This is a genomic window from Micromonospora sp. CPCC 206061 (genome assembly GCF_036906915.1).
Classification (GTDB): Bacteria; Actinomycetota; Actinomycetes; order Mycobacteriales; family Micromonosporaceae; genus Phytohabitans.
This window is the reverse complement of record NZ_JBAKHX010000095.1, coordinates 1-16,393: the sequence shown is the minus strand read 5'-3', so window position 1 is coordinate 16,393 and position 16,393 is coordinate 1. Positions and strand designations below refer to the sequence as shown.

Sequence of the window (16,393 nt, the reverse complement as noted above, 5' to 3'; positions counted from 1 at the left end):
ATGGCCGACGGCATGCTGATCGACCCGGAGATCGCCAAGGAAGGCGGGGTCAAGATTCGCACCGCCGCCACTGAGGCGCTCACCCCGATCGTCGAGGCCTCGGCCCAGGTGCGCGCCCAGCTGGATGCGAAGCCGGCGGGCGGCGGCGAGGAGGGCGCGCGCTTCGACGCGGCACACGAGGCCGTGGTCACCGCGATCGACGCGGCGGCGAAGCTACAGTCGCTGATCCAGGAGATGGCCGAAAACATCATCAACGGCGCCACCACCTCCGAGGCCGCAGACAAGACCGCGGCCAACATCCTGAACAGTGCCGCCGTGCATGACATCCCCGACTTCAAGTTCTGACGACGCCCTCGGGCGCATCATCGGCTCCGCGTGGGGCAAGCCCGACTTCGGCTGGTTCTGGAACAAGTTCCGCGACATGATCCTGAACGGGGTCGCCGTCGCCGGTGGCAGCCTCGACGGTTGGCCGGAAGCCAACGAGACCGCGCTGAGCGCACTGTCCGAGATGGAGTCCGCCCTCGGCGAAGCGCTCATCGAGCTCCAATCGGGTGCGTTCGGCGGCGTCAACCAGGTGCTCGCGGTGTGGGGCGGCGACGTCGGGCCGGCCATCCTGGAGCGCTGGAACGAGCTGAGCGGCGACAAGGGCGGGCTCGCCGACGCCATCAAGGTGGCCTACGAGGCGAGTGGTCATTCGGCGCAGGCGGCGGCCACGGCGTTCGGCACCAAGGTCCGCCTATCGGGCACGGCGGCCGTCGCGATGGTGCTGATGTATCCGGCGCTGGTCGCGTCCGCCCCGGGCGGCCCCGGCGCGCAGGCGGCGGCGGTCGCCGGCATCGTGGCCGCGGCCCGGGCCAAGGCCGCTCAGATCTTCTCCCAGTACCTTGCCAAGTTCGGCGCCAACAAGCTGGCCGCCACCGCCGCCACGCGGGCCGCGTCGAACGGCGTGGCCGGCGCGGCGGCGATCCCGGCGGTCACCGGGCTCACCGGCCGCGCCGCGGTGTCGGAGCTCGCCAAGTCTTTCGCGAGGGGGTACATCGGGCCGGGCCTGGCGAACGCAGGCCGTACCGGCCTGGTGTTCGGCGGGATCACCGGTGGCGTCGAGGCCGGCGCGCAGGCGGTCGAGCTGATCGACGGTAGGTACCGTGAGTCGTTCACTCCTGGCGACATCGGGAAGGCGGCGGCCACCGGCTTCGTGACCGGCGGGATCTTCTCGGTGGTGCGCGCCGGGCTGAGCGTGCCGATCCGCTCGAACAGGCTGCCGGCCGCCGTGCTGAAGGACGCGGCCGCGATGGCCGTCGCCCTGCCGACCGGCAACCGCATCGTCAACGGGACGCCCATCACCTTGAAGGGGATGGCAGCCGGTGCCGCGCTGGGCGGCGGCTGGCGGCTCGCGTACGCCGGCGCCAAAGGGACGGGTACGTTCATCGCCGGCAAGCGCCTCGCCGGCGAGACCCAGCGGTTCCTGGAGTCCGGCAACACCGGCCGCACACCCACCGCGGGACCGGGCACGCCGGGGCGGGGCGCGGTGCCGGATGTCGGACCCGGGACCCCGCGCGGCGAGGGAGGCGCGTCAGGAGGTACGGGCGGCCGCGGCATCGGCGGCGGCCCGGACTCCGGCGGTCCAGGCGGCACCGGCGGTACGGGCGGCACCGGTGGTCGGGGCGGCGGTGTGGGCGGCGGTGGCGGGGGCAGCGGGACCGGTGGCGGTTCGGGTGTCGGGCCGCGGCCGCAGTCCCCGGGCGGCGGACTCGGCACTATCGTTGACGGCCCCCCGGCCGCCTCCGGAGGGCGCACCGCCACGGGCCCCGGATCCATCCGGGGGGAGCTGCTCCGAGCCGACGAGGCGGCATTCAACCGCGCCGAGGCCGACCTGGCGGCCCGGAACCAGTCGCGCTCCGGTGATTCGGTGCTCGGGAAGCTGCGCACGCCGTCCGAAGGCGAACTCGTCGCTCTCGACAGGTCTTTCAACGAAGGGCTGCTGCGGTCCGAGCGGGCCGGTAGCACCACGCTGCCGCGCGAGCCCACACCGGCCACACCACCCGCGGAGGCCGCGCCGCCCGCAGGTCCACCGGCCCGCGGCGCGCCCACCGTCCCCCTGGACGGGCCGCCGCCGCGCGGCGGGCCCACTACGGCGGCGCCGGCCGGGGCCTCGCCGATCCGGTCGGCGCCTGTCGCGCCACCCGTCGCGCCCCCCGGCGCCTTTCCGACCTTGCCGGCCGCGCCGGATCAACCCGGCGCCGGCCCGGTCATCGGGGCGCCCGTCCAGAGTGGACCGGCCAGCGCGCAGCCCGTGACACCCGGCGCCGGTCCCGCGACCGCACCGCCAGACGCCGCGGCCCCGCCGCAGGGCACCGACCAGCCCACCAGACCCCCCACGGCGATCACCCCGCCCGATGCGGCTACGCCACCGGGGACCGCCCCGCCCCCGCAGGCGGTCATTCCGCCCGGTGCGGTTGTCCCGCCCGTGGCCGCGCCTCCCGCCGCGCCGCCACAGACCGTCGTTCCACCTGGCCCGGTCGCCCCGCCCGGCGCGGCGCCGCCGGCGCAAGATGTGGTGCCGCCGGGGGTAGGCCCGGACGCGCCGCCCACCCAGCCGCCAACCGTGGTCACGCCGCCAACCGTGGTCACGCCGCCAACTGTCGTCACGCCACCGGCCGTGGGCACGGCGCCCGGGACGATCGCGCCGCCGGTGGCCTCCGGGCCGCCGCCGGCGCCCGCTCCGCCGGCGCCGATCCCGCCCCAGGCACCGGAGCCGATCCCGCCCCAGGCACCGGAGCCGATCCCGCCGCGGGCGCCGGAGCCGATCCCGCCCCAGGCACCGGAGCCGATCCCGCCGCGGGCGCCGGAGCCGATCCCGCCCCAGGCACCGGAGCCGATCCCGCCGCGGGCGCCGGAGCCGATCCCGCCCCAAGCGCCCGAGCCCATCCCGCCTCAACCGGCCACACCGGACCAGATCCCGCCGGAGCTGCCGGTGCCGTCCGAGCCGCAACCGGGCCAGCTCTCGCCGGGACCGGCCGCACCAGACGGCGCCCCCGCACAAACGCCCGGCACACAGCCAGGGCCGGGCACACCACAAGGGCCCGACACGCCGCCCGAGCCGGGGGCGCCGGCTGCGCCCGTACCCGATGGGCCGGTGACGGACGGGACGGCGCCGCACCCGGGCCCCGAGCCTGGCGTGCCCGGCGGACCGCTGACGATCCTGCCGCGCGACACCGCAGGCCCGCTGCCGCCCAAGAAGCCCGAGCCGGCCACGCCGGTGCGTCAAGGGCCGCCGGTTCCGCACCAGACCGAGCCGCCGCTGCGCCGCGACCCGGTACCGCTGGTGCCGCGGCTGGTGGCGACGCCCGGTGCGGCACCGGCGCGGCAGCCTGTGCCGCGCGAGCCGGAGCCGGTGCCGGGGACGCCGGCACTGCCGGGCGTGCCTGCCCTGCCTCGGCCGGACGAGCCGGCGGCCCGGACTGCCCCGGCACCGCGGAGCCAGCCGAACCAAGAGAACCAGCCGCACGAAGATGGCCAGCCGCACGAAGATGGCCAGCCGAGCCAGCAAGGCCGGGTGCCGGACCGTACGGCACACCGGCGCCGGATGCCGCCGCGACGCCGGGATTCCTCGAACGGCCTGATTTTCCTTGGCCTTGCGCCGAGCGTCCTGCCGCGGTCAGCGGGGGACCAGGAGGCCGCCCGACTGGACCGGGCACCGGCCCCGGGCGGCCGCACCGTCGGCGCTGAGCGGCGCTCCATCGAGCGGCGCGGTTCGCTGGCCGAGCGGTGGGCTGATCGGGCGGCCAGGCTTCGGCATGAGGCGAAGCTGGCGGAGGCCCGGGCCCGCCGGCTCCAGAGCCGGGTCGAGCGCCAGAAGGCCGCGGTCGACGGGCTGAACAGCGCCAACCCGGCTCGGGCGCGGCGGCGGTCGACGGCGGCCGCGGCGGCCCGCGCCCGGGCGGAGCGGCTGCTGGTGGCGGCGCGGGTCGCGGAGCAGCGGCGGGACGCGTGGCGGGACGGCCAGGCGCGGGCGCTCGGACGGACGATGCGGGGCGTCGCGCACTATGCCGGCCCGGATCGCGGGGTAGGTGCGGAAGACTATGGCGGCCTTCCCGAAGCGATGGGCGAGGCGGCGGCGCCTGAGGGAAAGCCGGAGGCAGACCGGCGTGCGTCCGGCCGGGCCCTCGAGTGGACGCGGGCGAAGAAGGAGCGGCGCCGTGCCCGGCCGCCCGCAGTCAGTCGACAGTGGACGGTGCGGCGGCCGTTCAACGCCAGCGAGATGCCCGGATTTGAGAAGGGGAGTCCCAACCAGGGGGACGCGCTGGCCGCGATCCGGGCCGTGGCGCCGAACCTGAAGGACTACCTGGAGGAGCAGTACGCGTCGATCGCCTTCCGCCCGACACCGGCAACGGTCGGCCCGGTGGTGGAGGACAAGGACCGCGGCGCGCAGGCAGGCGTGCTGACCGTCCGGCCGCGGGGTGGGAAGAAGGTCGACATCCCGGTGGTCGTGACGGACCTGGACGGTACGGCGATGGCGCAGACCGATCCGGGCCGGGAAGGCGTGCCGGTGCGGATCGCGCTGGACTCGCGCGTGCCGCACGACCCGGAGAACCTCGACCGGGCGACGGTCTACGTACGCCGGATGCTCGTTCACGAGCTGCGGGAGCTGGAGTCGCTGCGCACCGGCGTGCGGGCATGGGCCCGCCGCGGAGGCGGCCGCAAACCCGCCGACGTGCTGGGGCGGCACACGAACGTGCGGCCCGGCCGGGAAGCGCGGCCCGCGACGCGGACCCGGTTCCTGCGGCGGGAACGCCCCGGCAGGGCGGCGCGGCCCGGCGCGGGATCGCGGCTCGGCCCCAACGACCATGGCCTGCTCGGCGAGGCAATCGCCTTGGTCCGGGGGAACGGCCCGGACGTGGACAACGACCTGGCGAAGTGGATCGACGAAACCGGTCTGCGGGACGGGTATCCGGGCGCCGAGCAGAGGTGGCAACTGGCCAGCAAGGCGCTGCCGGAAAACGTCCGCAAGCGGGTCGCGGCCGCGCGCCGGAAGCCGGCCACGACGCACGCGGATCGGGCGCTGGTCGCGCTGCACCGCGCGCTTGAGCGCGACCATGTGCCGCGCTCGTGGCTGGGGCTGGGACCCGCCGTGGAGTGGTTCGAGGCGTTCCAGCGGGCCGGCGGGCTGGACGGGGCGAGCCTGCTCGTCCTGGAGGCGGACGACATCCGGCGGTGGATCGACGCCGAGGATGTACGGCTGCGCGTCGGTTACCCGGGCGCGGACGAGAAGTGGGAACTGCTCGCCGGGGCGCTGGACGCGGCGGGCAAGCGGAAGACGCGCGAGCGGATCGGACAGATCCGCGAGGAGCCGCCCACCGACCCGGAAAGCCGGGCGCTGATCGCCATCCACCGTGAGCTGACCCTGAGCGGCATCACGAGCACCGCGGGCAACCCCTACGAGTGGTACCGGGACTTCCACGACAGTGGGGCGATCGACGACCTGTTCCTGATGCGGCCAAACGACATGCGGCGGTGGCTCGACGCCGACGACGTGCGACTGGGCGCGGGCTTCCCGGAGGCGGAGAAGCGATGGGAACTGGTCGCCGCGGGGCTGGACTCGGCGGGCCGGCGGCAGGTACGCGAACAGGTCGAACAGGTCCGCGCGGAGCAGGCCCGCGACCCGGACCGGGTGGTGACCCGGACCGGGGTGGTGCACCGCGCCGAGTGGCTCGACGCCTTCCGCCAGGCCGGTGGGCTGGCCGCGGCCGCGGCGGCCGTCGATGGCGGAAGTGGCGACGTGCGGCGCTGGCTCGACGCCGAGGAGGTGCGGCTGGGTGCCGGTCATCCCGGCGCGGACGCGTTGTGGAAACAGGTCGCCGGGGCGCTGGACTCGGCGGGGCAGGGGGAGATGCGCGAGCGGATCGAGCTGATCCGCGAAATGCAGGCCCGCGAGCTGAAGAGCGGGGCGCGGATCGTGGTCAGCGACGCCAACGCTTCGAGCACCCGCTTCACCGGCGAGTTCATCCGCCTCGCTCGCGATCCCGTCACGGGCGCCTGGCATCCCGAGTACCGGCTGCGCGTCACGGAGTCGTCCGACCCCGACATGGTTGGGCAGGAGCGGCAGGTCCGGCTGGTCGAGGGGGCCGGTCCGGTGGCCGGGCCGTCCTGGACGGTCCGGCCGAGATTCGGGCAGATCAAGGGCCTGCGGCGCGGGTACCAGGTGCGGCTGGAGGAGATTGAGCCGAGCGGACCGGACATGTCCGGCGATCCGATCACGGCGAAGTTCCTGGGCTTCCGGCGGGACCCGACGGGGAAGCACTGGCATCCCGAGTACCTGATGCGGTTCGCTGAGCCGCCGAGCCGCCCGGAGCGGCTCACACGCCGTCCATGGCTGGTGCGGCTGCGCCCGGAGACGGTCGAGGTCGATCCCAAACGCGGGCTTCCGGCGGGCTTCGAGACCTGGCTCGAGGCCTACCTCGAAAGCTTCGACCTGGTGTACCGGCTGGGCCGAAACATCACCGAGGACGATCTGGTCGAGGCGGCGGCGGACACCGTCGAGACGATGCGGAAGGTGCGCGCCCACCTGGTGATGTCGACCCCGTCGCCGGCGGCGGGCACGGTGGAGGGCAACGCGGGGGCGGTCGTGCGCGTAGCGCCCGCCGTCCCTGAGGTGGCCGGCTTGCTCAACGTGCCCGACGCCGTGGTGCGCACGGCGGTCAGCGCGGCGGCCAGCACGCTCGGCCAGGCGCGCGACCAGCCCGCCACGAACGACGACGTCGCCGTCGCGAGCCTGCTGCGGGCGGACTGGGACGACCGGATGGTCCGCCACCACCAGCGCAGTGTCGCGGAGACGCAGGAGGCGCTGGACGGCACCGAGAAGGCGGTGAAGGACGCCACCGGCGAAAAGGTCAAGGTGCCCGAGCTGGTCGAGTCGCCAGAGGAGGAGGCGGCAAAACCCGCCGATACCGGCACGAAGAAGCTGACGCGCGCCGCGGAGCCACTGCGAGACGCCCTGGTGGGCCAGCGGCTGTTCGGCTCCCGCCCGATCGCCGCGGTCGGCGGCGCCCATGAGCACAAGGACCGGAAGTTCGACGCCCAGTTCGACCTGCCGGGCTGGCACGGGCTCAACCGCGACGACCACGCGCGGCAGACCGTACGGATACACGTTCAGCTCGGCCGCGGTATCGGTACCGAGCCGGAGGCGGTGGAGCGGCTCGCCGGCTCCGACCGCGAGCACATCCTGATCCGGGTCGACCTTGGCCAACTCGGCGCGCCCGACCCGGACGATCCGGACCGCGCCGGTGCACCGGACGGCGCCGGTGACCCGGCCACGGTCGACCCGGCCCAGCGCGGCCGGGTCATCCGCCGCGCCATCGAGCGGGGCATGCAAGGGCTGCCTACCAAGCGGCCGGAGACCGCTGCGGGCCTGACGGCCGAGCGGCAGGACCCGGACCGGGTCACGCTGCCGCCGAGCCAGCAGCGCCGGCTCCTGGACGACCAGGCGCGCGAGCAGCTCCGCCTGGAGCTGCACGAGGCCATCGACGGCGAGGCCCTGGTATTCCAGACGACGGCCGGACCGCTGCGCCGGTCGCAGCGCCGGTCGCTGCGGTCACACCCGATCAGCTTCGTGCGGGGCGAGCACGAGTACGGGCGCGAGCGGTTCGACGCGCAGTACGAGGTGTCCGGGCGGGCCGGCCTGAACCGGTGGCGCGTCCAGGTGCACATCGTGTTCGTGCCCGACTTCAACTCGGACGAGAAGAAGTTCTGGGAGCGGGCGCCGATGCCCGAGCCCGACCACATCCAGATCCGCGTCGACCCCAACCGGCTGAAGCGGCCCGGCCGGGCACGGCCGGAGAAGCTGGAGATGCCGCAGCGGCCGCCGGTACCGCTACCGCCCCCGCGGCCGCTGCGGCCAGAAGAGGGCGCCGACGCCGTGACCATGAGGCTGTATCGGGAGGCCATGGCCCGGTTCCCGGCGCAGATGAAGCAGTATCGCAAGGACCTCGCCCGGCACTCGGCGAAGCTGGCTCGGTACCGGAAGGAGCTGGAACGGTACCACCGGGACCTGCCGGCGTACCGGGAGCTGCTGGCGAAGTACGAGCGCGACCTGGCCGAGTACGCCGCGGAGAAGCGCCGGGACGGGAAGCTGCCGCCGGCGCGGCCGCCCCGGGACGCCGACGAGCTGACCCGCACCCGGTACCAGGAGGCGCGGGACCGGTACGACGAGGAACTGGCCGAGGAGTACGACAGCGCGGTCAAGACCTACCTCGGGAACCTCCGCAAGGCCGTACTGAAGACCATCGACCCGACGTGGATAGAGGCGCGACGGACCACCCCGTGGGTGGACGAAGGCATGGGCGCCGCCCAGACCACCGGGGCCTCGAGCGCCCGGCCGCTCAGCCGGGGAGCCGACAGCGCGGTCGGCCACCCAGCGCCGCAGCCGACAGCGCCGCAGCCGCCACCGCCGGGCACCGTGGACCACGCGCTGACGACCACCCGGAGCAGCGTGTTCATCGCGTTGCCCAACTACCTCGCGGAGATGACCGACCGGGTACGGCGAGGTGTGCACCAGTGGTACTCGCAGCGGGTTCGTGAGGCGAAGGTGGCCGGGCGGCTGGCCAACCAGAAGCACCGCGACGAGCAGGTCCTGGGCCCCGCCGGCCTGCTCGCTCCGTCCGGCCCGGCGGGCAAGGTGACGACGTTCCTCCGCGAGGCGGCCCAGACGGTCAGCCGAGGGGCGGTCAAGGCTCCCGGCGAGCGGCATCGGCGGCCCACCGACCCGCCGGCCGACGAGCGGTTCGACCTGCCGTCGGTACGCACCACGCTCGCCGGCATGGTCCTGGAGAGCGAGGGCGGGAAGCGGGACGATCCGATCAAGCTGGACGCCTCCGACGCCTGGCGGTCGGTCACCGAGCTGGAGCCGCTGAAGGAGCGGACGCTCGCGGGCAAGCTGGAGTTCTTCGCCCCCGCCTTCGATCCCATGGACGGCGCGGCGGAGCTGCGTACCTTCAACCACCTGCCGGAGGCCGCGCGCGCGGCTCTGGTACGCGACATCAACCGGATGCTGCGGCTGAAGGCGTTCGAGGCGCAGCAGCTCAGCCGGCAGCTGCGCGATCTGGGCGGGGCGGAGAAGTACCAGGAGTTCAAGAAGAAGACGACGGCCGAGCGGATCGCCGCGATCACCGGCAAGGAGCCGCCGGCCGACTACGTGGCGTTCGATGCCCTCAGCGGACCCGCGAAACAGTTGGCGCTGGCCGACATGCGCCTCTTCGTTGAGCTGGTCGCCTTCGAGGAGCTGAGCACCGCCGAGCAGCTGCTGGCGCTGGACGCGATGGCGCTGTCCCAGGAGGTGTCCGCGTTCCGGCTCGCCCGGTTCTCCGAGCGGGCGCGGCAGTTCGAGGCCATCCGCCAGTTGCGCCGGGTAGTGATCTTCGGGCGGGAGCACCCCGGCGAGGTGCGGAAGTTGCTCGACGTTCTCGAGGACTTCCCGATGCTGGCCGACTTCGAGCAGATGGATCCGGCGCAGCGGCTCGTCGCCGTCGACGTGCTGCGGGAGGTCCAGTGGCTGGCCGGCTTCGGGCGGCCGGTGCTGCTGGAGCGGGTCCAGTTCCTGGACGAGCTGCGCCACTTCCTGTACCTGATGGAGCTGCAGGGCCTGGAGGGGGACGAGCGGCTGCCCTACCTACACGACCCGGACACGCTGTCCGAGGTGCAGGCGTTCGAGCACCTGACGGCGGTGGAGGCGGAGAGCCTGCGAAAGGAGCTGGCCAGGTTCCAGGATCTGTCCAGCGCCGACCGGGAAAGGCTGCTGGAGCGCTTCGAGGAGTGGGAGCAGCAGCACGCGGTCGTCCCGGTGCAGATCCGGACGTTCACCATGCACAAGCAGCGGGTCCGGGTTGGCCTGCTGGCCGACCACTCCGAGTCGCTGCGCGCCGGGACGGTCGTGCCGGTGGCGCCGAACGTGTTCCTGATCGTCTACGCCGGCCAGGCGACGCCCGCCGAGCTGGCCAAGGCCGGCTGGTACCGCGAGACGGAGCGGGCCCGGCACAGGTACGAGCGGGAACTGCGCAGGTGGGAGCGGGCGCTGCGGGCGCACGAGCGCGATCCGGCGAACCCGGCCAATCCGCATCCCGGTACCCGGCCGTCCGGGCCCGCTGACCCCGGCGAGCCGCCGGCGGACACCGAGATCGACCGGATCGTCGTCGCCGAGCTGGCCAGGATCCGCGACCAGGTCAAGCTGCAGTACGAGGCGTTCGGTCCGCGGCTGCTCGACGCCATGGCGAAGTACGGCACGCCCGCCGCCTACACCGGCCTGCGCGCCCTGGAGGCCACACACGATCCCGGTAAGGCGTTCATGGCGGCCATCGCCGCCGGGCTGACCCTGGCCCAGGCGCAGGCCGGCCGGCTGCAGGAGAGGTGGAAGTCGGCCTACAAGACCGCCGCCGATCTGCGGGCCGAGACGCCGCAGGAGAACCGGCGCGCCGACCTGGAGCGCGCGGTGGCGGACACCACGGCTGCCACCGACGCCCAGCGCGACCTGCTCCTGCACCGGCTGAACGAGATTCTCCGGAACCCGGCGGCAACGCCGGCGCAGCGCGCGTACGCCCTGGACACGATCGACGAACTGTCCTATACGGACCGGGAGATGGCCAAGTGGACGGACGACGCCGTCCTGCACCGCCTGAAGATCAAGGGCTACGAGGTCACGAGGATCTCGGCGGGCGCCTACGGGTACACGCCGACGGAAAAGAGCGGCAAGCCGCGCCGGGGAGTCGACCCGGTGGTCGTGGTGGTGTCCCACGACCGGACCGACGAGGTGCGGATCGTCCGGCAGGAGAGCGGCGGCTACGGTGACCTGCACCTGGTCGTACCGGACCGGAGGACGATCGGCGACCGCGATTACGCGGCCACCCGCAAGAGCCTCATCGAGCAGATGCGCGATCGCCTGACCGAGGAACTGGAGCTGTACGCCGACCGGCCGGACGGCCGCGCGGCGCTCCTGACGGTCCTGCGCCGCATCCTGATGACCGACGGCGTCGCCGGTGGCTCGATGGGCTACTTCGCGATGCAGCAAGCCAACCCGATGGCGCAGTACATCGCCGAGGCGGCCGCGGCGAAGATGGCCGCGACCGGCGCGGTGGGCCAATTCGTCGACCAGACCAACGGTGTGCGCCTGCACATGCTCCGCCAGCTCCTCAACCGGTACGACTGGCCCACCCTGCACAACCAGGCCCAGGTCACCGACCGGATCACCCACCTGGCCGAATACCACGACGAGCTGAACCGGCTGCTGGCGCTGACGGAGCGGATCCGCGACGCCCAGATCGTAGGCCCGCTGGCGGTAGCGCCGTTGACCGTACCGGCGGTTCCGGGGCTCGCCCGAAGCCCCGGCGCAGTGGATCCGGCCGCGCTGTTCGAGGATCTCGGCGAGCGGGTCGCGGCTGTCGCCGGAGAGCTGCCGAACCTGTTCTCGTCGGCCAGTCATGACGCGGTGACCTCGGACGTGACGCTCACGCTCACCCACGGCGGGCGGGTGACCGTGGCGCTGAGGACCGGCGAACTGCCGGCGGGCGAGGCGGCGACCGTGGAGGTCAGGCCCGCGGAGCTGAACCGGCCGGACGGCAGCGCCGTGACGTACCCGCCGGACAGGCACCGGGTCACCGTGGACGCCCGGACCGTCGCCCTGCGGGGCCTCGGCCTGCGCCGGCTGATCGGCCAGGCCCTCGCGACCGTGTACGCGCACCAAACCGGCGCCGACGTCCACCAGCAGCGCCGGGTCGCCGACCTGACCATTCTCGGCCGGGCGGCCAGGTCCGGCGTCGCCATGGTGGAAGGGTTGTTCAGCGAGGCCATCGACCACCACGGGTACCGGCACGGCCAGGCCGGGGCGGACCGGCGCTGGCTGGTCGATGCCGGCCGCTTCCCAGCCGACCTGCGGGACTTCATCGCCAGCGCGCGCCGCGACGCCATCCCGGCGGCGCCCGGGGCCGCCGCCCGTCCCCGCCGCGCGCCCGCTCCCCGAGCCGTGGACCGGTACGGCAACCCGGTACCGCGGCGGAACTTCGTACCGCGCCGCCTCGTGGACACGGAGGCGGCCCGCGTACGGGCGGCCAGGCGCGCCGCGGAGGTCGCCGCCACGCTGCCGGAGCTGTTCGAGGATGCCTCTGTGGACGATGGCGCGCTCCGGCTGGTGCTGTCGGGCGGGCGGGAGGTCACCGTCGCCTTCGACGCCGCGGAGCTGCCAGACGGCGAGGTGGCCGTGATCCAGATCCGCCCGGACGACCTGAACCAGCCGGGCGGCCCGGTCAACCACCGGATCACCGTGCCGGACCGGATCGGCTGGTGGCTGGACCAGCGCCGGGGACTCGCCCGCGCCCTCGCCGTCATCCACGCGCGTGAGGTGGGCCCCCCGAACCACAGGCACCGGCCGGTCGCCGAGTTGCGGGCGGTCCGGGACGCCGACCTGACCGTGCTGGCCCGATCGCTGGCGGCGTCCGGTACGGCGGTGCTGTCCCACCGCCTCACCCTGACGCTGGAGGCGTACGGATACGCCGCGGGGGAGGCGGGCGACGCGGCGTGGGCGGGCGCCCGCCATCGGTTCCCGGCGGACGTGCGGGCCGTGATCGACGCGACGCGGCAGGGGACGGTGCACGCCCGGGAGATTCCCGATGGCCGTTTCGTGCAGGTGGGCCGGAGTGAGCCGATCGACGACGCGTACATCGGCGAGCGGCTGCGGATGATCCCGGAGGCCGTGTTCGGCGGCGAGGTGGTCGAGGTGGAGGTCTCCGACGACGACCTGCACTCCACCGTGATCCGGCCGGACGGCACCACGCTCCATTTCACGCACCGGGCGGCGCCGGTCCTGCCCGAGGGTGTCGTGGCCAGGATCCGCACGGGCAGCGGCACCGCGGCCGACCCGTACCTGCTGGAGGTGTCGGCGCTGGCGCCGGACGCGGCGGTGGACCGGGCCGCGCCGCACGAGATCGCGCACAAGGTGGCGCCGGACGTGTCCCGCGGCGCCGACCCGGAACGCTATCCGCGCACCGTCGAGCTGCGCGTGATCCAACACCAGGTCGACCAGGCGGCGATGGCGGACGAAACGTCCGAAGTGGACGCTCTGATCGCCGACGGGCGTGGGCTGCGGGCGGAGATGGCGCTGGTACCCACCGAGGGCGACGCCGCCGAACCGGGGTGGCTGGCCTCCGACCTGCGGACGATCCTGCGCGGCCTGGACAACGCGCCGGAGCGGGCCGCCCGGGACGCGGCCGCCGAGCGGGAGGCGATCCAGCGGCTGGATCAGGCGCCGACGCGGGACGGCCGTACCGTCGCGGACGAGCGCGCGGACGCCGACACGGCCCGGCAGGAGGCGGCCCGATCAGCCGACCGGGCGGCCGCGCTGTGGGTCGAGGCGGCGCAGGCCGAGGCCGGCGCGGCCCGGCTCGCCGCCCAGGCCGAGCGCCTGCACCGCAAGGCCGACGCGCTGCACGGCGCCGACCCGGACCTGCCCGATGTACGGGCGACGGCGCAGCGGATGGCCCGCGACGCCGGGACGGAGGCGGCACGGGCCGAGCGGCTGCTGGCGGACGCGGGCGCGGCGGAGGCGCGGCGGGACGCGGCGCTGGCCCGGCACGAGGAGATCCTGGAGTGGATCGACGTGGCCGTCGCCGGTCTGGCGGGCGACGAGCCGGAGGCGCCGGCATTGCCGCTGCTGGCCCAGCGGGCGCTGGAGAGCGTCTGGCCGATGTACACCCGTCCGTCGATACTGGACGGTGACCTGATCCGGGCGCTGAGCCCGTCACCCGACCCGGCGGACGCGCACGCGGCGTTCGCCAGCGCCTGGCTCCTGAAGGTGCCGCAGGTCGCGACGGCGTACCGGGAAGGCGGCCCAGCGGTCGACGAGCCGGAGGCGATCGAGCGGATCAGCGGCGCGCGCTACCAGACCCTGCTGGCCGGCGCGAGCCCGCTGGAGCCCGCCGAGCGGGCCGACGCCGTACGGTCCGCATTGGACACGGTCGCCGGCCTGGTCAGCGACGGCGGCCGGTTCGCGTACGCCTCGCTCGTACTGGTCCGCCCGGACGGCACGTTCACGCTGCTGACAGTGGCCCACGACGAGACCGGCGTGCGATACCTGCTGCCCCCGCACGCCCCGGCCCCCTCACCGGAGCAGCTGCTCGGGTCGGGCTTCGCCGAGCGGGTCAACCATGTCGAGGCGCTGGTGGTGGACGGGCAGCGGGTGCCGGTACCGATCCCGGATGCGCCGCGGGGACTGCGCAACCGGCACGCCGTGCCGGAGGCGTACGACGCCGCGCTGCCGGAGCTCGACCGGGCGGCCGCCCGGCTCCAGCGGGCGGTCGGGCGGCTCGCGGACACCACGGACGACATTCGCATGGCCGGGACGCGGGCCGAGGACGCCGTCGGCGACCAGGGCAACCGGCTGCTCGAGGAACGCACCCTGCGCCAGGCGGTGGACGACCACCGCGTGGCCGAGATGGACTTCGCCGCCACCGCCGTCCGGGTCCGGATCGCGGGGCACTTCGCCGGGCTCGCGGCCCACCACTACGACCTGTCCGGCGTCGACGAGGAGCCCGCTTCGCTGACCCGGGAGGAGGCCGCGGACGCCCTGCTGCGGGCGTACGACCAGGAGCTCGCCGCGAGGCGGTTCGCCGACCGGGCTCACGAGCTGGCGCGGGAGTGGCAGGCGGACAGCCAGGCGTCCCGGGAGGAACACCTGGCGAGCGGAGCGCGGGCCGATCGCAAGCGCGCCGCCCGGGTCGCGGCCGAGCCGGCGCGGCGGCGGCTCGAGGCCGAGCTGGCCGAGCGCTTCGCGGAGCGCCGCGCGCTGCTCGACGCCCTGGCCGACGAGGCCGCGATGCTGGTGGAATCGGTGCCGTGGCTCGCCCACCCGGATATCGCGGGCGCGGGGGACGGGCATCTGACGCGCTGGCGGGCCGCCGCCCGGCGCGGCGCCGACCAGCGCGCCGCGGCGGATCGTGCGTGGCGGGAGCGGCGGGACCGGGTCCGGGCCGCGCAGGAGCGCGAGGCGGCCGGAGACGAGGCCGGGGCGGCCGGCCCGCGGGCGGACGCGGCCCGGTTGGAGGAGCGCGCCCGGGCCGCCGAGCGGGCGGCGGCCGCCCACGAGGTCGAGGCGGCCGAGCATGAACGGCGCCACCACGCCGCCCGCTCCGGCCGCGACCGCGCGGCCGTGCGCGCCGGCCTGACCGAGGAGGTGGTACGCGGGTACGGGCAGCTGGTGGCGACGTGGAACGACGCGATCGCGCGCCAGCGGGAACTCGGTGACGCCCGCACCGCGATCGACGACGCGCTCGCGGCCATGGTCGCCGCCGACGCCGCGTTCGACACCGTGCTGGACGGCCGGCAGGTGCCGCTGCTGCTGGCGTACCTGGCCGAGCTGCGGGTTACCTGGCACGAGGCCATGGTCGTCCACCTCGCTGAGATCGGCGCCGGCCCGGAAGCGGTGGACGACGCGATACGGGCCTTTGTCGCGGCGCTCCAGCGCGGCAGGTCCATGGGGGACGTCGTGGCCCGGCTGGACCGGATCGTCAAGGCGGCCGGCGAGCTGGCGTTCCTGCGGCGGGTGGAGTTCATGGACAGCAGGGCCGCCGAGATGCGGCTCTGGCTGGAGCTGACGAACATCCTGTCCACCGCGGCCGAGTCGCTCGCGGCCGTGGACCGGACGATGCGCGAGCTGGTCCAGTCGGGGCGCGCCGAGGCACCGGAGCCGCCGGTGTTCGCCAGGGAGAAGCAGCGGTTCGGCCAGCGCGGCCGGGACGAGGCGGTGGACGCCGCGTACATGGTGGCCCGCTTCGGCGGCCTCCCGGTCGAGGTGTTCGGCGACCGGGCGAGGGACGTGACGGTCGACGGCGACCAGATCGTGATCGACAGCGACCTGCACTTCCTCGTGCGCGCGGTGCCACCGGAGGAACTGGCCGCCCGGGGCGGTCCGGAGCGCCCGCCGCCGGTCGCCATGATCGAGACCGGCACGGGCACCGGCGAGGCCCCGTTCGTGGTCGAGGTGTCGAACCTCGCGTCGGACGCGGTGATCGACCGCGCGATCCCGCACGAGATCGGGCACAAGCTGGCCGGACCGGTGGCCCGCGGCGCGGATCCGGAGCGGGTACCGCACGAGGTCGAGGCGCGGGTCATCGCGTACCAGATCGACACGGCCGCCGAGGGCTCCGATGTGGACGCCCTGATCGCCGACGGGCGGGCGCTGCGGGAGGAGATGGGGGCGGCGCCCGGGGCGGCGGGCGGTGCCGAGCCGGGTTGGGTGGCGCCCGACCTGCGGTCGATCCTGCGCCGCTTCGACGACCCGCGGGAGCGGGCGGCCCGGGTGGCGGCGGCGGACCGACGCGCCGCCGAGCGGCTGGACGCGGCGCCGGCCGGAGCGGGC

General features: G+C 74.8%; 2 protein-coding genes. Both read left to right on the top strand.

Features of this window, described 5'->3' with window-relative positions; genetic code table 11:
• Window positions 1–345: a hypothetical protein gene (locus tag V6V89_RS36075; RefSeq protein ID WP_334624133.1), complete on the top strand. Its 345-nt coding sequence runs from the start codon at window positions 1–3 to the stop codon at window positions 343–345.
• On the top strand, window positions 320–16,393 hold a 16,074-nt coding region (locus tag V6V89_RS36070), incomplete at its 3' end, for a hypothetical protein (protein ID WP_334624132.1). The genes V6V89_RS36075 and V6V89_RS36070, both read left to right, overlap by 26 nt.